20 protein-coding genes and 1 tRNA gene are annotated in these 18,167 nt (G+C 66.7%); 7 read left to right on the forward strand and 14 right to left on the reverse strand.

The annotated features are described in order from the left end of the window. The first annotated feature begins 174 nt into the window (after nucleotides 1-174). Nucleotides 175-840, forward strand: a complete 666-nt coding sequence (locus tag CP977_RS00660) for a restriction endonuclease (RefSeq protein WP_152369383.1) — start codon at nucleotides 175-177, stop codon at nucleotides 838-840. Nucleotides 841-1,047: 207 nt separating this feature from the next. Here the strand turns inward: CP977_RS00660 and CP977_RS00665 are convergent. The 3 genes from CP977_RS00665 to CP977_RS00675 all read right to left on the reverse strand — a co-directional run bounded on the left by CP977_RS00665 (nucleotide 1,048) and on the right by CP977_RS00675 (nucleotide 2,047). Continuing rightward, nucleotides 1,048-1,121, reverse strand: a tRNA-Met gene (locus tag CP977_RS00665). A gap of 48 nt (nucleotides 1,122-1,169) precedes the next feature. After that, on the reverse strand, nucleotides 1,170-1,373 hold the full coding sequence (locus CP977_RS00670) for a cold-shock protein (protein ID WP_152369384.1): 204 nt from the start codon (nucleotides 1,371-1,373) through the stop codon (nucleotides 1,170-1,172). Nucleotides 1,374-1,540: 167 nt separating this feature from the next. Continuing rightward, nucleotides 1,541-2,047 (reverse strand): ATP-binding protein, encoded by a 507-nt coding sequence (locus CP977_RS00675; RefSeq protein ID WP_152369385.1) that lies wholly within the window; start codon nucleotides 2,045-2,047, stop codon nucleotides 1,541-1,543. A gap of 164 nt (nucleotides 2,048-2,211) precedes the next feature. Here CP977_RS00675 and CP977_RS00680 point away from each other — a divergent pair, with 164 nt between their 5' ends. Further along, entirely contained in the window at nucleotides 2,212-2,589 is a 378-nt protein-coding gene (locus tag CP977_RS00680; protein WP_152369386.1) for an STAS domain-containing protein, read from the forward strand. Nucleotides 2,590-2,691: 102 nt separating this feature from the next. Here CP977_RS00680 and CP977_RS00685 read toward each other — a convergent pair whose 3' ends face one another. Together CP977_RS00685 and CP977_RS00690 are read right to left on the reverse strand one after the other, a co-directional pair. Then, on the reverse strand, nucleotides 2,692-2,949 hold the full coding sequence (locus CP977_RS00685; RefSeq protein ID WP_152369387.1) for a DUF1622 domain-containing protein: 258 nt from the start codon (nucleotides 2,947-2,949) through the stop codon (nucleotides 2,692-2,694). Further along, nucleotides 2,946-3,356, reverse strand: a complete 411-nt coding sequence (locus CP977_RS00690) for a DUF1622 domain-containing protein (RefSeq protein ID WP_152369388.1) — start codon at nucleotides 3,354-3,356, stop codon at nucleotides 2,946-2,948. Before CP977_RS00690 ends, CP977_RS00685 begins: the two co-directional genes overlap by 4 nt. Before the next feature lie 111 nt (nucleotides 3,357-3,467). Here CP977_RS00690 and CP977_RS34575 point away from each other — a divergent pair, with 111 nt between their 5' ends. From CP977_RS34575 to CP977_RS00705, 4 genes are all read left to right on the forward strand, one after another. Continuing rightward, the gene (locus CP977_RS34575; protein ID WP_167309059.1) at nucleotides 3,468-3,731 is read left to right on the forward strand and encodes a hypothetical protein; all 264 of its coding nucleotides are present in this window, start codon (nucleotides 3,468-3,470) and stop codon (nucleotides 3,729-3,731) included. Nucleotides 3,732-3,736: 5 nt separating this feature from the next. Next, a complete protein-coding gene (locus CP977_RS34580) occupies nucleotides 3,737-3,967 on the forward strand; it encodes a hypothetical protein (RefSeq protein WP_229991734.1) in 231 nt (76 codons plus the stop codon). Nucleotides 3,968-4,343: 376 nt separating this feature from the next. Beyond that, complete coding sequence (locus CP977_RS34380) at nucleotides 4,344-5,432, forward strand: hypothetical protein (RefSeq protein ID WP_183953378.1); 1,089 nt, start codon at nucleotides 4,344-4,346, stop codon at nucleotides 5,430-5,432. A gap of 276 nt (nucleotides 5,433-5,708) precedes the next feature. Beyond that, on the forward strand, nucleotides 5,709-6,197 hold the full coding sequence (locus tag CP977_RS00705; protein ID WP_183953377.1) for a DUF4265 domain-containing protein: 489 nt from the start codon (nucleotides 5,709-5,711) through the stop codon (nucleotides 6,195-6,197). A gap of 77 nt (nucleotides 6,198-6,274) precedes the next feature. On the opposite strand, the gene CP977_RS00710 is transcribed toward CP977_RS00705, so the two are convergent. Both CP977_RS00710 and CP977_RS00715 read right to left on the reverse strand, forming a co-directional pair. Continuing rightward, on the reverse strand, nucleotides 6,275-7,144 hold the full coding sequence (locus CP977_RS00710) for an IS5 family transposase (protein ID WP_152371466.1): 870 nt from the start codon (nucleotides 7,142-7,144) through the stop codon (nucleotides 6,275-6,277). Nucleotides 7,145-7,198: 54 nt separating this feature from the next. After that, nucleotides 7,199-8,290 carry an IS630 family transposase gene (locus tag CP977_RS00715; RefSeq protein ID WP_152369389.1) on the reverse strand — a complete coding sequence of 364 codons (1,092 nt, stop codon included), beginning with the start codon at nucleotides 8,288-8,290 and terminating at the stop codon, nucleotides 7,199-7,201. 345 nt (nucleotides 8,291-8,635) lie between these two features. On the opposite strand from CP977_RS00715, the gene CP977_RS00720 reads away from it, so the two are divergent. Further along, entirely contained in the window at nucleotides 8,636-9,325 is a 690-nt protein-coding gene (locus tag CP977_RS00720; RefSeq protein ID WP_229991736.1) for an HNH endonuclease family protein, read from the forward strand. A gap of 118 nt (nucleotides 9,326-9,443) precedes the next feature. On the opposite strand, the gene CP977_RS00725 is transcribed toward CP977_RS00720, so the two are convergent. From CP977_RS00725 to CP977_RS00760, 7 genes are all read right to left on the reverse strand, one after another. Continuing rightward, complete coding sequence (locus CP977_RS00725; protein WP_152369391.1) at nucleotides 9,444-9,722, reverse strand: hypothetical protein; 279 nt, start codon at nucleotides 9,720-9,722, stop codon at nucleotides 9,444-9,446. Nucleotides 9,723-9,921: 199 nt separating this feature from the next. Further along, nucleotides 9,922-10,932, reverse strand: coding sequence for a helix-turn-helix domain-containing protein (locus CP977_RS00730; RefSeq protein WP_152369392.1), 1,011 nt, complete (start codon nucleotides 10,930-10,932; stop codon nucleotides 9,922-9,924). Between the two features lie 697 nt (nucleotides 10,933-11,629). Next, nucleotides 11,630-12,181 (reverse strand): SUKH-4 family immunity protein, encoded by a 552-nt coding sequence (locus tag CP977_RS00740; RefSeq protein ID WP_152369393.1) that lies wholly within the window; start codon nucleotides 12,179-12,181, stop codon nucleotides 11,630-11,632. A gap of 39 nt (nucleotides 12,182-12,220) precedes the next feature. After that, nucleotides 12,221-13,738 (reverse strand): WXG100-like domain-containing protein, encoded by a 1,518-nt coding sequence (locus CP977_RS00745; RefSeq protein WP_152369394.1) that lies wholly within the window; start codon nucleotides 13,736-13,738, stop codon nucleotides 12,221-12,223. Nucleotides 13,739-13,837: 99 nt separating this feature from the next. Continuing rightward, complete coding sequence (locus CP977_RS00750) at nucleotides 13,838-15,364, reverse strand: WD40 repeat domain-containing protein (RefSeq protein WP_152369395.1); 1,527 nt, start codon at nucleotides 15,362-15,364, stop codon at nucleotides 13,838-13,840. A gap of 128 nt (nucleotides 15,365-15,492) precedes the next feature. Then, nucleotides 15,493-16,362: a nucleic acid/nucleotide deaminase domain-containing protein gene (locus CP977_RS00755; RefSeq protein WP_152369396.1), complete on the reverse strand. Its 870-nt coding sequence runs from the start codon at nucleotides 16,360-16,362 to the stop codon at nucleotides 15,493-15,495. A gap of 305 nt (nucleotides 16,363-16,667) precedes the next feature. Next, complete coding sequence (locus CP977_RS00760; protein WP_152369397.1) at nucleotides 16,668-18,167, reverse strand: UvrD-helicase domain-containing protein; 1,500 nt, start codon at nucleotides 18,165-18,167, stop codon at nucleotides 16,668-16,670.

Raw genomic sequence — 18,167 nt, forward strand, 5'->3', positions numbered from 1 at the left:
CGTGACGTATCCGATCAAGTGGCCGGGCTGGGAGAATCCCGCGTCCCGTAAGGATCCGGTGCCGGCTCCGACGGTGTCGTACCCGATTCGGTGGCCCGGGTGGAAGCAAGCCGCGCCGCGTCCGGTGCCGGCGGTGTCCTACCCGATCAAGTGGGACCGCAGCGGAGGCGGACGGTGAGCCGGCGGCGGTCCGGGAAGGCTGATGGCAGCGAGCAGCTCCTGCTGGCCCTTGGTTCTCTGGTCATCGCGGGGTCTGTGATCGCGGCGGTGGTGGACTTCGTACGCGCGCACCCCTGGGTGCCGGTCGTCCTGGTGCTCGTCGCCGGCGCCGCGGTGGCCCTGTGGGTGGTCGCCAGGCAGCGGGCCGCGCGGTGGAAGCGGGTGCGCCTGCAGGGCCTGCGCTACGCGCTGGCGCAGCTGGACGCGCTGCATCACCGGCAGTTCGAGCACGCGGTACGGGACCTGATGCAGCGCGACGGGTGTATGGACGCGGTGCAGGTCGGCGGTGCCGGGGACAACGGCGCGGACGTGAAGGCCACCGACCCCTACGGGCGGCGCTGGGTGATCCAGTGCAAACACAGGAAGAACGGCCTGTCCGGGGCGGCGGTGGGCAGCCCGGACCTGCAGATCCTCAACGGCACCGGCCGCCCCGTACACGGAGGCGACATCGTCGTCCTCGTCACCAACGGCAGATTCTCCAAACCCGCCCTCGAGTTCGCCCGCTCCCAAAGACTGCACCTGGTCGACCGCACCCTGCTCGGCACCTGGGCCAGCGGCTCCAAACCCCTGTGGGAACTACTGCGAGCCGTACCACCACCCCGCCGACCACTGTCGGGCTGACCGCCCGGACCCCATCCCGAGAAGTCCCCGGAACCCTGCCGGTTCCGGGGCTCCTTACGGCATGCGGAGAAGACCGTACTCGTGCGGAGCTGTGGATCGGGCCCGCGTGCGACTTCTACGGCTCCCGGGCAAGCTCAGTGAGGGGCGGAGCGAAGTGGGTTCGGATACAGCGAAGGGCCCGGACCAGGGCCCGGGCCCTTCGGGCAGTAGCGAGGACAGGATTTGAGCCTGCGACCTCTGAGTTATGAGCCCAGCGAGCTACCGAGCTGCTCCACCCCGCGTCGGTGAGACCACTCTACACAGCGATCTCTACAGGGCGGCCTGCGGTGTCAGGCGGGGCGGATGTTCTCGGCCTGAGGACCCTTGGGGCCCTGGGTCACGTCGAACTGGACTTTCTGGCCCTCGCTGAGCTCGCGGAACCCGCTGCCGGAGATGTTGGAGTAGTGCGCGAAGACGTCCGGTCCGCCACCGTCCTGCTCGATGAAGCCGAAGCCCTTCTCGGCGTTGAACCACTTCACGGTGCCACTGGCCATGCTGTTTTCCTTCGATATCCCGGGAAGCCCCGGTGGATCCGTATGCGGGGCCGTCCGTCGGCGGAGGGCGCCCGGCGTCCGTTGTACCCCGTGGACGACTGCTCCACCTCGTTTCCAGGCAGCACGGCGCGGCGCGCTTTCTTACCCATGACAGCTTCGGGTCGGCTTCAGTGTTCCAGGGCGGGCGCCGGTGGCGGGTCCGTCTTTGAGGAGGAGAGGGTGTCGGGGTCGTCGGTGAGAGCGATGCGTGCGGTGACGCGCTTGCCGCCCGCCTCGCTGCGCACTTCGAAGTCCAGGGAGAGGGCCATCACGATCTCCAGGCCGTGCTGTCCCACCCGTCCGGCGTCCGCGGGCCGCGCCGCCGGCAGGGCCGGCTGGCAGTCCCACACCACGATCTCCACCACACCGCCGGTGATCCTCAGATCCATCCGTGCCGGGCCGGGCGCGTACTTGCGAGCATTGGTGACCAGCTCGCTGACCACCAGCTGGGTGAGTTCCACACCGGTGCGGGAGACGGCAATTCCGTGCTCGGTCCGCGCTGTAGTAAGGAAGGCGGTGGCCAGCAGGCGGGCGTGGGCGATGTCGCTGTCATCACCGTGCAAAGCGGCCGTGGTCTGTATGACCTGTTCCTCGCTGCGGGGAGCGGTGTCATCACCTGCGGGCCCTGATTCCATCACTACCGCCTTCACTGCCCCGTTTGCCCCTCGCGCCTCTACCCGCGCCCGCGCGGACGACGCCCCGGCCGGTGCGCGGGCTTCACCGTATACGAGCGCTGCCAGGCGCCCGGGGAAGAGGACCGAGGTTCCGGGCGGAGGCCGGGCTGTGCCAGGATCACCGCATGGCTGAGAGAGAAGTGACGCAGAACGGTGCGGCCGAACAGGCCGGGCGTTTGTCGGCCGTGACCACCGCCACCGACAACATCCACATCGTGTCCCTGACCGGGGAGATCGACCACGCCACCGGCGACACCCTCCGCCAGGCCCTGACCTTCCCCGACACTCCCTGTCCCCGCGTCATCGCCGACATGCGCCAGGTCACCTTCATGGACTCCAGCGGCATCAACATCCTCATCACCTCCCACCACACCCTCGCCCAGGCAGGCGGATGGCTCCGCCTGGCCGGGCCCACCACCCCCGTGATGCGCACCATCAGCATCGTCGGCCTCGACACCGTCATCGACTGCCACGACACCCTCGCCCAGGCCTTCAACACCTGAACCTCCTCACGATAAGGGTGCTGGACGTCTGTCAGGAGACCGAGTCGGCCAGTCTGTTCGCTCCGGTTGTTCTGCGGATCTGCGGCAATGTCCTCCTGCCGGTCATGCCCGGCCTGAGCTCTTAAGGGGAAGCGTCAGTCCCGTGCTGAGGAGCTTGCGCAGTGCGATGACTGCTGCCGCTTGGAGGATGCTGTTCCACGACGGGTCGCCGGCCAGCTGGATCAAACCGGCCGCCGTCAGAAAGTCGAGCAGGACGGCCAGGGCGGAGCGGAAGGTATGCGAGAGGCGGTAGGCGGCTGCCGCGCCGAGGAGCCCGCACACGGTGAGCAGCAGGGACGCGGTGTGCAGCAATGTGTTCACGTCGGCAGGCCCTTGGAGGAGGACGGCGGTGTTGTGTCACTCTGTTCGATCTCGGCCCGCTCCTGGGCGATCTCCCGGCCGAGGAAGTAGTTCAGCGCGGTCCGGATGGCCGCGATGGCGGCCAATTGACCGATCTCAGTGAAGCTCGGCGCGACCGCCGTGCGCAGCACATCACCGGCAAGCTGGAACTCCAGGCCCAGAACAAGAAAGCGGCCCAGGCTCAGCCTGATCCGGTTGAACCCCTCGACCTTCCCGCGACCCCCCACCCCGGCCCGCAGGAACTGCACGAACGCCCACACGGCCCCGACGAAGATGATCAAAGCACCGGCGAACTCGATCAACCGGACCAGAAACCCAATGACCTCACGCAAGGCCGACTCGGACAGCACTTCCCACGACAAGATCATGCATAACCTTCTACCCGCTGACGCCCAAAGCCGATCAAGCCCCGCTGATCCAGCAGAGCAGTAACCGCAACCGGCGGTTGAGCCCTGGACGCCGGCACCGTGGAAGCCGCGATGCCCCAGAAGCCGATCTCCGGCGGGGAGGCGACGGACCGGATCACCGCCGCGCTCGGCGCACCGAACAAGAGGGGCGAGAAGACGGCGGTCACCTCGTTCGTAGTCCGCCGGTTCATCACCCGCGGCCTGCTGACCGACCTGTCCAGCAACCCGAAGGGCACACTGCACCATCCCGGTCAGGTCGCCGAGGTCTGCGCACGGGGGACCTGGCCAAGCTCGTCGCCGCGGACACCCCGCTCGGCCCCGACCACCTCGGCGTGAGGAGGGTGGAGTTCGACTGGATGGTCAAGCTGAAGTGGCTCCGGGCCACCGAGTGGGCCGAGGTGCAGTACGGTACCTCGCGGGCCGGAGCGGTCCAGGTCTCGCTCTACCGCACCGCCGACGTCGACGCCCTCCCCGGCGCGCACCCCGAGATCGACTGGGCGGAGCTCCGCCACGTCGAGAAGGGCCGGCGCTCGCCGCTCGCCACCCTGCGCCCGAAGGCGAAGACGGTGTAGGGGCTGGGCAGGCGAAAGGGGCGGCTGCCCGGGGTTCCCGGGTGGCCACCCCTTGTTGGTGCGCCGGTCGGGTCAGGCGGGGGTGGAGGAGGTCAGGACGGGGTGGTCGATGTGGTGGTGCTCGATGTCGACGCCGTGCGCGCCTCCCCACGCCTCCCAGACGAGCCGGCCGGCCGTCTCGGCCGCCGTAACACTCCGGTGCCTGCCTCCCCTTCTCGCGCCTCTGCCGAACTGTTGCTCTCGGCGTCAATCGATCACGGCTTAGCGGCTGTCCCTTGTGTCAGCGGACGTTCCTGGACACCGCGTTGTCGGAGGTGACGTCTAGGTTGATCCGCAAGATCACTGGCGGGTGGCGCCAGAGGTATGCGGAGCGGTCGTGGGAGTTGTCGTGCGCTGGTGGAACAGGAAGCCCGGGGAGCGGGTGGAGTGGCTGCTTGAGCCATTGGTGAAGGTAGGGCCGTTGCGGTTCGGGATGAAACCGGACGAGGTGGCATCGGCCCTGGACGGAGCGGTTGCCCACGTCTCGCAGGGGTTGGGCAGCGGCATCGGCTGGGGCTATTACACGGACTGGGGTGTGACCGCGGTCTACGGCGAGGACAACGGCCTGGTCGCCGTAGCGATCAATGCGATGGATGGGCCGCTGGTGCGCCTGCGGGACATCGACCTCATAGCCCGGGTGCCGTCCGAGGTACGCGCAGACATTCAGGACCTCGCACTCCGGGAGGGGCTTTCCGTGCGAGTGAACTGGAGCGGTGATCCGGAAGTCGAGGCATGGGGGGTCTCCATGGGCGCCGCACAGGAGCAAGGGCTGTCGCCCGAGGGGTATACACAGCGGTCGGACACGATGATCACCAACGCGCTGCTGGTTGGTCCTGAGCTGGCGAAGGACCCGTTCGGGTCCGAGCCGGTCATTGGTTGGCGCGACGTCCGTGATGAGCCTCCGAACACGGGGGCGTGGCCTGTGAAGGCTGAGCAGGAGCGACGGTGCTGGAACTGGACACCGTTGGAGAGCGTCGGCCCGCTCAGGTTCGGTATGAAGCCGCAGGAGGTGGCTGCTGCACTGAACGAACAGCCGACCACTCGCCATGGCCGGTATCCCTTCGGAACGTCGTGGGAAGGCCTGGGGCAGTGGATCTTGAGGGAGGATCGCTTCGACCGCGTAGGCGTGACCGCTCACTACTCCAGTGGCTACAACTGGCCCCCTACTCTCGGGGCTGTCACCATTCACGGCCGGACCGGGCCGCAGGTCGAGTTCGAGGGCATCCGACTGATCGGCATGACGGTCTCGGCCGTTGACGCAGCCCTGATCCAGCACATCGAAGAGCGAGATCTGGGCCTGGTGGTCGGCTGTGGTGGCGATCTCGGGGCGGACGGTCTCAACATGTACGTACGAGCCAGTAGAGCCGGGGACACCGTAGTGAGTGAGGCCCGGTTCTGCCAGGCGCAATGGGAGGACCACGGCTGATCCACGAGGCACCTCGATCGCTCCGCGGTGTGCCGCATCTTGCTCCTGATCCCACGCTTCTACCTCACGGCTTGGGTGCCGGCGCAGCTGCCTACTTGGTTGAGCGTGCCAGAGGTGTAACACCTGGCTAACGAGCTCGTGCACGGTAGGCCGTGTTTTGGAAGCCGATCATCTGGCGGCGGTCGGCGATCGTCGCGGGCTGCCAGTCGGGTCCGGAGACACGCACCTCCGTGCTCCGCAGTCTGGTCTGGTGGATGCGAAGTGGATGATGGTTCGGTGACGAACATCAGTGACGACCACGTGAAGGTCCATTTCCGCATGGAGATAGACGAGGACGGATGGCCGCCGGCGAGTGTCGAGAGCCTGTGGGCTGTCGACCTCGGCGATGGCACGGTGCGGCTGGACAACACGCCCTGGTTCGTCCGCGGAGTCGCCAATGGTGACGTCATCCGGGTTCAACCGGATGATGACGGCGTTCTCTGGGCCGGAGAAGCGGTGCAGCCTTCGCAGAACTGCACCATCCGGCTCATCGTGCTGAAGGACGCCGGCTCAGCCGCCGCCCGGCAGAGCGTGCTGGAGGTCTTCCATCGCCTCGGCACGACGGGCGAAGGCATCGAGCGGTTCGGGATGGTGGCCTTGGATGTCCCGCCGCAGGCAGACCTGCTAAAGATCCGCGAGCTGTTGGAGCACGGCGAGACGAAGGAGTGGTGGCACTGGGAAGAAGGATGTGTCACTGCCGCCTGGGAAGCCACTGCGCGACCGTGAGGACAGCGGTGCCCCGTCCCAGCCCGCAGTGAGCCAGGCTGCACCATTCGCGTGCAGGAACCGACCGCTCAGGCCCGTCACAGCCATTCGCCGATCGCGGCGATCAAGACCGTGGCCTCGAAGCGGACCGCGAGCTTGTCGAACCGAGTGGCGACCGCCCGGTTGCGCTTGAGCCGGTTGATCCCGCACTCGACCGCGTGCCGGGCCTTGTAGTCCTCGCGATCGAAGACCGGAGGCCGCCCACCGGCCTTCCCGCGCCGCTTGCGGTTGGCCACCTGATCGGCAGGCTCCGGGATCGTGCACCGGATTCCCCGCTTTCGCAGGTAGGCCCGGTTGGCACGGGAGGAGTACGCCTTGTCGCCCCGCACCCGCAGCGGGCGGACACGGGGGCGGCCCGGTCCGGTGCGGGGCACTCGGATGCCTTCCAGGACGGTGGCGAACTGAGGACTGTCACCGTGCTGGCCCGCGGTGACCAGCAGGGACAGCGGCCGTTGTCCTTGCTCGCAGGCCAGGTGAATCTTGGTGGTGAAGCCTCCCCGGGACCGGCCCAGGCCGTGGTCGTCCGGCTCGGCGCGGGACCCGCCCGGCGGTTCCTTCTGGGCCTGCCCGTCGCGGCGGGCACCCGCAGCGTGCTGATGGGCCCGACAGACTGTGGAGTCGACGTTGACCTCCCACGTGATCAGCCCCGCCGCATCCGCCCGAGCCTGCAGCCTGGTCAGCAGTTCGGGCCAGGTGCCATCACGCTGCCAGCGGCGAAAGAGTCCATAGACCGTCTGCCACGGCCCATAATCCGACGGCAGATCCCGCCACGGAGCACCGGTCCGCACCCGCCACCGGATCCCGTCGATCAGCTTCCGCCGACCCACCGCCGGCCTGCCCAATACGGCGACCGGCAACAGCGGCTCCAGTACAGCCCACTGGTCGTCAGAAAGATTCCCTCGCCCCACACCGCGATCCTCGCGATGCGGGACGAGGAGCAGAGCCGACTTCCAAAACACGGCCTAGTCTTCTGAGTCAGGAATTCTGTTCAGATATGAGGCGAGGCGTTCGAGGATCTCGTCCGCGGTCTTGGTCCAGATGTAGGGCTTGGGGTCGGTGTTCCATGCGGCGATCCAGTTGCGGATGTCCTTCTCCAGGGCCTGGACGGACCTGTGGACGCCTCGCCGTATCTGCTTGTTGGTCAGTTCGGCGAACCATCGCTCGACGAGGTTCAGCCAGGACGAGCCGGTCGGCGTGAAGTGCAGGTGGAACCGGGGGTGGGCCAGCAGCCACTTCTTGATCGCCGGGGTCTTGTGGGTGGCGTAGTTGTCGCAGATCAGGTGGATGTCCAGGTCGGCAGGAACTTCTTTGTCGAGCTTGATCAGGAACTTCTTGAACTCCTCGGCTCGGTGCCTGCGGTGCAGGGAGCCGATCACTTTGCCGGTGGTGACCTCGAGCGCGGCGAACAGCGTGGTGGTGCCGGCCCGGACGTAGTCGTGAGTCGCCCGCTCGGGTACCCCGGGCATCATCGGCAGCACGGGCTGGGACCGGTCCAGAGCCTGGATCTGCGACTTCTCGTCGACGCAGAACACCAGGGCCCGCTCGGGCGGGCCCAGGTAGAGGCCGACGACATCGTGGACCTTGTCGACGAAGTACGGATCGGTCGACAGCTTGAAGGTCTCCGACCGGTGCGGCTGCAGGCCGAACGCCCGCCAGATCCGTGATACCGACGACTGCGAGAGGCCCATCTCCTTCGCCATCGACCGCGTCGACCAGTGCGTCGCGTTCTTCGGAGTGGATTCCAGCGTCTTGGCGACCACTGCGGCGACCTGCTCGTCCGTCACCGTCCTGGGGCCGCCCGGACGTGGCATGTCACCCAGACCGGCGATCCGGTACTGCACGAACCGGGCCCGCCAGCGGCCCACCGCGTGAGGTGTCGAACCCACCTGCTCAGCAACGTCCTTGTTCGATGCGCCGGTTGCGCAGGCCAGGATGATGCGACACCGCAAGGCCCACGCCTGCGGCGTGGAACGACGCCGCACCCACTCCTCGAGCGCGGCCCGTTCCTCGTCTGACAGTGTCAACTCGGCCTTCGGCCGACCCGCCCGTGCCATGGAGCAAGCCTATACATCTGAATGGAATTCCCGACTCAGAACACTAGGTGCCCTACGCGCCCGGGCCCTGGCTCGCGAGCAGGAGAAGTCGATGCTCGAGGTCGCCGAGGCGCTGGGCATGACCGAGAAGGCCGCCCGCACTTGCCTCCTGCACTACGAGTACCTGGGCCGCCGACCGGCTGGACGGACCGGCCAGTGGGAAGACTCGTACGGTCTCGTCCTCGCGGGTGAACCTGGAAACGGTGAGACGGAACGTTTCTTCAACGGTCTCCAGCGGCACGCGCGGTCGATGAACGCCCCGGCCCCCGGCGTGTCCGCGCGCCCAGGTCCGCTATGCCTACGGTCGTGATCACTAACCTGCTGCGCGGCGCTGCCGCGTTCTGTCTCGCTCTGACCCCGCTCGCCCTCCCCTCCCCCACCGCCGCGGCCACGACCGCAGCGGTGGGGGTTCCTGTTCCGGCGGTGCTGCCATTGGAGGACGCCGTCGGCCAGCTCCCCGTCGCTGAGGAGGACCGCACCGGCTACACACGCGACTCCTTCCGGCACTGGAACACCGGCCTGGACGCGGCCGACGGCTGCAACACCCGCAACGAGGTCCTCCTCGCCGAAGCCGTGCAAGAGCCGGCCGTCGCGGCCGGCTGCAAGCTGTCGGGCGGAAAGTGGGTCTCGTACTACGACAACGTTGAGGTGGTCGAGGCGGGCAAGCTCGACATCGACCACATGGTCCCGCTCGCCGAGGCCTGGGACTCCGGCGCCAACACCTGGACCTCCACCAGGCGCGAGGCGTACGCCAACGACCAGGGCGCCGCCGCCTCCCTCGTCGCGGTCACCGCGCGCACCAACCGCTCCAAGGCCGATCAGGACCCCGCCACCTGGATGCCGCCCCTGCCCGAAGCCCACTGCCGCTACATCGGCGAATGGACCGCCACGAAACTGCGCTGGGGCCTCACGGTTGACCAGACCGAGGCCGAGGCGCTGAAGGTGTACGCCGAGGCCTGCGAAACCACCGTCGTCCACTACAACCCCGCACCGTAGGCCAGACACGGGAGCACGGCGTGCCTCGTACCAGGGTTACCGGGTACGAGGCACGTGCGGGCCTCAAGGAGCGTGCCGTGATGCGGCTGAAGCCGGGGCCAAAAGGGTGCAGGGCTCCTCAGAGCATGTCTCTGTCCATGAAGTCCTCGGCTTCGGCCCAGGTGATGAAGGAGCATTCACCTGTCTTCAGGTCGACACAGACCGGAAGGTTCCCGCCCAGCCGGGCGTCGTCCACACCCCGGTCGAGGTAGGCGGTGGTGTTATAGGGCGCGATGAAGCGGCCTTCTTCAGTGAAGCAGTACTCCCGGATGATCCTGACATCGCTCAAGGACCAGGTACGGCTCTGCGCGTCCAGGAAGGCAGCTGCCCGCTCCTCGGCTTCTTTCTGCCCGAGCATCTCAGTTCGTCCTCATGAGGTAGTAGGCCCGCGTTTCGGCCCGACCGTCGATCAGACCGAAGCAGACGCACTGAAGGTGTACAAAGAGGCCTGCGAGATCACCATCGCCCAGTACAACCCCGCCCTATAGCCCAAGCGCAGGAGCGTATCGTGCAGGGCGTGCCGCGGTACAGCGACGCCGAGGCGCAGGACCCTACATTTACGCGCGGGCGCGGAGAGTCTTCGCTGACAGACCGGTCTCAGCGGCGATCGCCTCCCAGGACAAGCCGCGGGCGCGCAGCGCGCGGATCGTGCCCGCGTCGATATCGGGGGCCGGCCGGTTCAGCCGTTGCGCTTGGAGGTGGCTGCGGCGTTCGTCTTCGGGGATGCGACGCAGGATGGTGCGGCAGTCCACACCCGCCGCGCGGCCGATCGCGGTAGCCGACTGCCCAGCCCGATAGCGGGCCAGGATCTCCTCGTCCGAGAGCACCAGCACCATCCGGACGCCTCCCGTCTTCGGCCGCGCAGGACGAGACGGTGAAACGGGGGCTTCTTCGGGCAGGCGGGCGCGCCAGTCGGCGTTGGGGATCCTGGCCCGGATCGTGTGGGTGGAGACGCCGAACTCGCGGGCGAGCGCGTAGGCACTCTCCCCCGCCGCATACCGGCGACGGACCTCCTCGTCGACAAGCGTGCGCTGGTACTGCGTTCGAGGCCAAGACCGGGGCTGCGGGGTGCGGCTTCGGGAGCGGACTAGGTCGTCGGGAATCCTGCGGCGGATCGTGGTGGGGTGCACCCCGTAGAGCCGGCCGAGCTCGGCCATGGTGGCGCCCTGCACGTACCGGGCGACGACCTCCTCCTGTGGCAGGAGGCCGCCCTGCTGCTCGACGGCGAGGCGGGCCGCTTCCTGTTTCGAGCGCCGCTGCGACGGCTCCAGCCGGGCCACTACCGCCTCGACCGAGATCCCCAGCGTGGCCGCTACCCGCTGCTGCGGCATCCCCGAACCATAAAGACGCATCACCTGTGTGCGCAGCGCCTGCTCGTACGGCGTCTGTGCCCGGTTACGGTGCCGCTGCCGCGCCGCAGCCGCCGCATCCCGCCGCTCCTGCACCGGCACATGACGTTGCACGGTGGTCTTCGACACCCCCAACTCCCTGGCCACCACCGCAATACTGGCGCCTTCGCGGTAGCGGCGCCGGATCAACACCGATAGCACTTTCACATCCCGCACCATTCTGCCTCCTCTCCCGGGCCAACGACATACCTTGACGAAGGATGCGCTGACGCCAGGAAGGCCGCCCCGTGGAGTTTCTGAGTGACTCGTGTTCAGGCGATTTTGTGCTGGAGAACCCGCTGACAGGCACTTCCACCCCGGAGAGTCTGAGCCCTATTCCGAACGTCATCGATGCTCGATGCGGGAGTCTGCTCGTCCTTCATCCCGGGTATCTGGAGGGCCAGCGGTGGCCTCTGGCGAGGGTCGCAGAGCTGATCAATACCCATTCGGCTACCGGTACGCCCCGCGTGGGGTGTCGTATCTTCTGCGTCGGTTGGGCTGCTCGGCGCAGTTGTCCGCGCGTCGGACTGTTGGGCGGGACGAGGAAGTCGTGGTTCGCTGTGGCTGGAGTAGTGGTCATGGGTAAGAGGACAGCCCAGTTCCTGGGCGGGTGGATGGTCTTCGAGGACGAGACCGACTAGAACTTAAAAACCCGACAAGGGCCAGGCCTGGTCAAGGCGTGCTGGCACGCCGCTGGTTGGAGTCACGGACAAGGGATCGGGCCGGGTCCTGATGGCCGGGGCGATCCGTGTTCGATCAGCCCGCGAGACCAAGCTGATCTACCGTCATCCTGGTGAGTGTTCCGTGCCATTGCATGGTGTCGGTCTGGCACGTCATTGGTACGACGCTCTCGGCAGTCCCGGACCTGCGGTGAGGGTTACCAGATGCCGTCGATGACTTCTTCGAACGCGAGGTGCCACTGTGAATCTTCATCCGCGAACGGAAGGGGGTCGAATGCGGTGATTTGAGCGCGCAGGACGTCTACGCGTTCTTCGGTGCCTTCATCGTTTTCTTCCAGAGCCTGGCGCAGGGATTCAAACTTGGTGAGGGCATAGATGAGGGATTCAACGTCCCGGTGCAGGGGGCTGTAGGTCATTTGGGTAGGGCCGTCGCCGAGGGCGTAGACGGTTCCGGAGTCCGGGTCGAGTCCGAGGGTGGTGTCGGCGAAGAGGCCGAGGACAAGCCAGTTGCGGCACTCCTTGGGGGCGACTCCCCACTTGCTGTACCACTGGGGGATGTTGATGTAGTCGTCCGCGCGGAGGCTGGCTTTCGACATGAACCATTCGGTGTCGGGGAGACCGATGCTGCTGAGCAGGTGTGCGGTGCGGATGTCGAGGCGGTTGTGGGGTGCGCTGTAGAGGGGGAAGTGGACGACGCCGGTGAGTCCGAATACGGTGCGTACCTCGTCTGCGGTGACGGCGAAGTTCATGCGGGAACCTTACGCTCGAAAGGGTGACTGGTTTGGATTCTAGCGGCCGTGACGGGCCTTGAGTTCCTTCATGTAGTCCTGATGCTCGATGTCTCGCTTGCTGCGTGATACGGACTGGTCGTATTCATTTGCGTAGTCTACTGTCCCGACCTTTGGGAAGTGTTTGTTCAGCCAGGCTTCGCATCGGGGGCGTTTTTGGCAGGGTGCTCGCTCACTGAAGACCTTGGTGAGGCCTTGCTTTTTTCCGTTGTGCAGGATCGGGTAGCCGATGGACCGTTCTGAGTGAAGGCTGGTTTTGCTGTATCCGACAAGAATGCTTTCACCTTTGCCGTCGGGGTCGACGTACCGGCCTGCGGCATAGTTGTTTTCTGTGTAATCGTTGCGGGCATAGCGAGCCAACTGGGTGGCCTGGCCCAGCTTGTCGGTGTAGGGGTCGACCTTATCGGTATCAACCTTGCCCGTGTGGGTGTTGCCGACGCTGTGCTCTTCCCGGTCTGCCCGGGTCGAGGGCCTCCAGGCTTTCCCATCGTTGAGGATGCCGTCGAGGCGGTCTTTGTCGGTGGCGTCGAGATTCTTCAGGTCGCCGTTGGCTTCCAGGCGGCGCACGGTGCCGTCGGCGTCCAGGAGGTACGTGCGGACGTCTTTACAGCCGTCGATGTCATCCTTGGCTTTTTTATCGCTCTTCTTGTGTTCCTTCTTGGCGGCATCAATGTCCGCGCCGTGCTTTTCCAGGACGGCGACGGTTTCGTCGGCCTTCTTGTCGACGGCGTCTTCGGCCTTGTCCATGACGGTGGCGAGCTTATGGAAGCGGCTGTCTTTGCTCACGGAGCCGCGTCGTTTGGAACCGCCGGTTTTGTGGAGTGTCTTCTGCTTGTCGAAGTCATCCTTCGTTTTGCCGTAGTCGCCGGATGCCTTGTCGAAGTCGTCGAACTCGATAGCCAGGTCGGTGGCCATGTCGGCTGAGCCGAGTCCGTACTGGCCGAGGTTGCCGTCGTCGTGAGCGTCGAGCGCGTCGGTGAACAGGCCCTCGATCTGGCTCAGGATCTTTGCTTCGATCCGTTCAGTGACGACTTTGGTGATCTCGCCGATGGCGTAGTCGATGGCTTCGTGCAGGGCGATCCGGCAGGCAGCGATCGCGAGCGCGCTGACTGCAGCGCTGGTACCCAGGGTGAAGAACATGCCGACCACGCCGGCCGTTGCTGTTCCTGCTGCGATGCTGAGGTCGGTGATGCAGGCGATCTTGCAGCCTTCGATGAACCCCGCGCAGTCGTCGAGGGCGTCGGCCAGACTGTCGAGTGCGCTGGAGAAGGTCTTGAGGTCTTTGGTGGTGAGTTTGCCCCAGCGCCGGTCGATGGCCTGGACTGTCTGGCCTTTGCTCTTTCCGGAGACGATATGGGAGCAGGCTTGGTTGCCCTGGGTGATGACGTTGCGGACGCCCTTGGCGAGGTTGCGGTAGTCGGTCGCGTTGCTGCGGACCTCGTCCTCGTCGATGTTGGGCCAGCTCACCCCGACGAGATCGAGAACCCCCACTAGGTCATCAGGCAGCGTCTTTCCCATGATCGTCTCCCCCGGTCGGCAGCACCAGCCCTGCTCAGCACATTATGTGACGTGACGTCACGGCGCTGGGCTGGGGGTTCTGGCCAACCGTGTTCCTCTTCAGCGCGGTTGCAGGCAGATGAGGCTCTCATCGGTACCGATCACCAGGTCACCTTCCGGCAGGAGGCTCAGGGCTCTGACCGGTGGTCCGGGCCGGAAGGTGCGGCGGGAGGTTCCTGAGTCCGGGCTGGTGGTGGAGTATTCGACCAGTCCGTCGGCCCAGCCGATCGCGAGAGTGATTCCGTCCTCGGCAGGTGCCGCTGCCAGTGCGACGACCGCGCAGTCCCGTTCGGCGACCGGGCTTGGAAGAGGTTCACGGTCTGTCGCCCAGAGCCGGACGCGGCCGTCCTGGCCACCGCTGTAGACGAGTGAGGAGCCGGCGGATATCTGCACGGTTGCCAGCGCCGTGACCGTTGCGTTGTGCAGTGCTGTGGAGTTGTGCTCGATGCTGGTGTTGTTCCATGCCAGTACGTGGACGGTGCCGTCGCGGTCGCCGGTGGCCAGCTGGTCGTGGCCGCTGGTGAGCGCCGTTATTCCCGTGTTCGGGGCTGCTTCCTGCAGGAGCCGTTCCCAGATACTCGGGCTCTGGTCCAGAAGGCCGGCAATCCCGTGGGGACGTGTGGCTGTGGGGCTCTTGTGAAGGCTCAGTCGGCCATCAGAGCCCAGGATGATCGTGGTCTCGTCGTCTGCGACCGTGATGGCTGATGCTTCCGTGACGGGGTGGGTCAGTCGGCCCAGCGGGTGTCCGTCGTCCGCGAGGAGCAGCCGGACCACGCCCTGATGGTCCAGCACTGCCAGGGACCTGTGCTGGCTGACGGGGCTTGTGCTCATGCTCTGCGCGGGGCCGGGCCAGGGCGGGTTGATGTCACCCCTGACGCGGTTCCAGCGCACGCTCCACCCGCTCTCCTGCGCAAGGGTTTCCAGGGCGCCCCGCAGGCGGGGGTCCGCGTCGTCGCCGAGCGCTGCCCGAAGGACGCAGGCACGAGAGGCGGGATCTTGGGGGCGGGAGAGTGAGGGGCCGGAGCGCAGCCAGGCAGGGCGCAGGCCGCCGTGCGGGTTGGTTGTGTGCTCGTAGGAGGCTGTGACCAGGAGTGGGTCGGCGGCGCATACGGAGGCTGGATCATCCAGGTCAAGGGGAGCCTGATGGTCTGGTCCGGTGGGGGTTCTTCCTTGTTCGGCGGCCGGTGTGGTGGCTGCCCAGGCGGCCTGCCGGTCGGGGTCTGTCCACTGCGGGTGAGTAAGGTCCATGACGGCCGGCGCTTGTGCAAGGAGCACTGGGGAGGGCTGTCGTGTCTCGAGGATTACGCGGACATGGGCAAAGGCCGCCAGTGCACATGCGAGTTCTTCGACCGCTTCAGGTTCGGTGCTCTGGTGCAGGTCGGGAAGGACGATGACGGTGCGTCGCTGGTCCTGCGCCACTGCGGCAAGCAGTTCGCCTGGGGTACGGGCGGACAGCTGGAGTTGCTCGGCCAGCTGCCACGCAGTGGTGCTGGCCGAGTGCCCTGTCAGAGGCACCAGTCCGTGGACGCGGCGAAGGACGCTGGTGTCCGGCTCGGTGGCATGCTCGGCCAGCCAGGCCAGAAACATCGACTTTCCGGAGCCGGGGGCGCCGCTGATCAGGCACAGTCGGGGAGCCCGTGGATCCTGCAGCCAGCCGAGGATCGCCGCCCCCGCGGGTTCGCGTCCGGCGGCCGGCGGGCTCCATGGCCGGCCGCTCACCGCTGTGCCTGCTCGGCGGTGTAGCGGATCAGTGCCTTGATGCCTTCCTCACGGGACTCGGCTGTCGGGCCGTAGTCGAAGGCGTGGGTGAACTGGGCGGCGGGGAACTGCCGGGCCATCCATGCCGCGCAGTAGTGGCCGGGCATCATGCAAGCCTCGAGTTCGCAGTACACGCGCGTGATCTGGCCGGGTGTAACGCCTTGGACTTTGAGCCGTTGCCAGATCAGTTCTTCCGGGTGCGGTCTTCCCGGCCCGGTGGCTTCGGTGACGATCTGCTGGTGCCCGTGCTCATCGGTGTATTCGAATGCGGCTGAGAAGCCGATGTTGAGGGTGTGCCGTACATCGTCCAGCACACGCGGCCACCAGTTTTCCCGCTGTGCGAACGCTGCGGGATCGATACGTCTCAGTTCGGTGTTGAGGTCCCGGTAGGCGGCAGCGCCGTCGGTAAGGTCCCGGGAGCCGGCGATGATACCCAGGTGCCTGTCCAGGGCTGCCAGGCTCTGGATGAAGGCGTTGAGGTCCGAGCTCACGAACATGTCGGGCTCGATGCCGTCCAGGAAGACTGCGTGAATCGTGCCTTCGGTGCTCACCGCCACATGGGCAAGACCGTCGGTCCCGATACGCACCCAAGAGGTCTGGGTCTTGTCGATGCGGTGCCCGTGGTGGCCGGCGAACATTGCCAGTGGCAGTGCGTCGGTGTCGCCGGCGGCAGTGAAGTAGAAAGCGACGTGCAGCGGCACACCAATCTGCTGCAGCATCGTCCGCGCGTCCTCGTTCACGCCGGTGCTGAAGCTGGGCAGGATCAGCTGGCGCATTCCCTGGTGGCCGAAGTGCCCCAGAGCCGGATGCGGAACCTGATTTGCCATGGGCGCGCCCTCCCCGTCGGTAACTGGACGTCACGACCTTATCGTCAACCTCCGTGACGTCCTGTCGCCGTATCAAGGCCTGTGCCTGCGGTACAGGTGCGGAGCCGAAGGCTCGCTCGTCTGTACTTGCATCCGCCACCGCAGGCGCGCTTGCTGATGTGGGTGTGCAGAAGCCTGGTCGCCAGATCATGATTAGCCGCTTCTGAGGTTGGTGAGGTCCTGGCCTCTCGCACGAGCTGGTGCGTGGTGGTGGAGCTGTGTTGGCCTGACCGGAGTCGTGGTTCTTCGTGCTGTAGCCCGATTTTTCAGCGTTCTGAAAGCCCGGCGGCTCGTGTGGTCAGGGGGCGGCCGTCGGGGTGTGTGTCGATCCAGGCGAGTCCGCCGATGTCGAGGCGTGTGCGGGCTCGGGTGACGGCGACGTAGGCGAGGCGGGCTTCGGCATCGTCGATAGGGCCGGGTACGGGGCGTCCTTGGCTGTCTTGTTCGTCGGTGTCCTTGGGCGGGGCGAAGTCGTCGGCGATCTGTACGCGTGCCCATTCGCGGCCTTTGGCTTTGTGGGCGGTGGAGACGGTGACCTGGGCGTGTTCTTCGGTGGTGAGGTGGTTGACGGCGGTGAGGATGGCGTCGGTGCCGTGGGTGTCGACGAGGTCGACCAGGGGCTGGAGGTCGCGTCCGCAGGGGTCGTGGGCGGCGTAGTCCTGGACGGTTTGCCAGGTGGGGAAGAGGACGAGTTCGGGGTGGCTGGTGCGGCGTCCGTTTTTCAGGTCGCGGGCGGCCAGAGCGAGGGCGCGCAGGGATGCTCCGCCGCCGACGAGTGCGACCTGGGTTCCGGTGGCCAGGAGGTTCATGACGTGTTTCATGGCGCCGACGTTGGTGCGGCACAGGATCGCGTCGGGGTGGGTGAGGGGGCCGAGTTCGGTGGGGGTGGTGTCGGTGCCGGTCAGGCGGATGGGGGCGCCGGCGATGGCGAGCCAGCGGTTTGCTTCCTCGGCCAGGCGGGGGCCGAAGCGGAAGGAGCGGGACAGCGTGAGGTGGGTGCCGTTGAAGGCGGTCATGACGTCTTTGGCGCCGCGCCAGTGGTAGATGGCCTGGGCGGAGTCGCCGACCAGGACGAGCTGGGCGTGGTCGCGTTGACTGTTGAAGATGTGTTCGACGACGGGGTTGGTGTCCTGGGCTTCGTCGAGGAGGAGGAAGTCGGCGGGGATCCGGGGATTGGTCAGGGACCAGATTTTGAGGAAGTGGTCGGGGTCGAAGCGCACCACGCCGTTGTTGGGGTTTTGGAGGTCCTCCCATGCTTTGCGGGCGTAGGGCAGAACGAGGCTGGTGAGCTGGCCTTGTACGTCGGGATTTTCCAGGCCGCGTAGCGGTGGGACGTGGTGGTCGGTGATCTCGGGATCGGCGGAGTGGCAGAACCGGGTCACGGTGCGCAGCGCGCTGTTGGACAGGGTGGCCGGCATCAGAGTGTGGTCGCCGACGCGGACAGGTTTGGTGATGCCGAGGTCCTGTCCGGTGCGCCAGGCGGGGCGGCGGGGTGCGTCGAGGCGGCGGGCGTAGCGGTGGCCGATGACGGCGTAGGCGAGGGCGTGTGCGGTCTTGCAGGTGACGGTGGCCGGGAAGCGGGCGGCGGCTTCCTGGGCGATGGCGCGGTTGTAGGCGATGTAGCGGCCGCGGCGGCGGGTGCTTTGGGCGAGCAGGGCCAGGGTGGAGGTCTTGCCCGTGCCGGCGCCGGCCTGGAGGGCCATGTGGTCACCGGCGCCGAAGCGGTCGGCGGCCCTGGTCTGTTCGTCGGTGGGGGTGAACAGCAT

It is taken from the genome of Streptomyces cinereoruber, from assembly GCF_009299385.1.
GTDB lineage: Bacteria > Actinomycetota > Actinomycetes > Streptomycetales > Streptomycetaceae > Streptomyces > Streptomyces bikiniensis.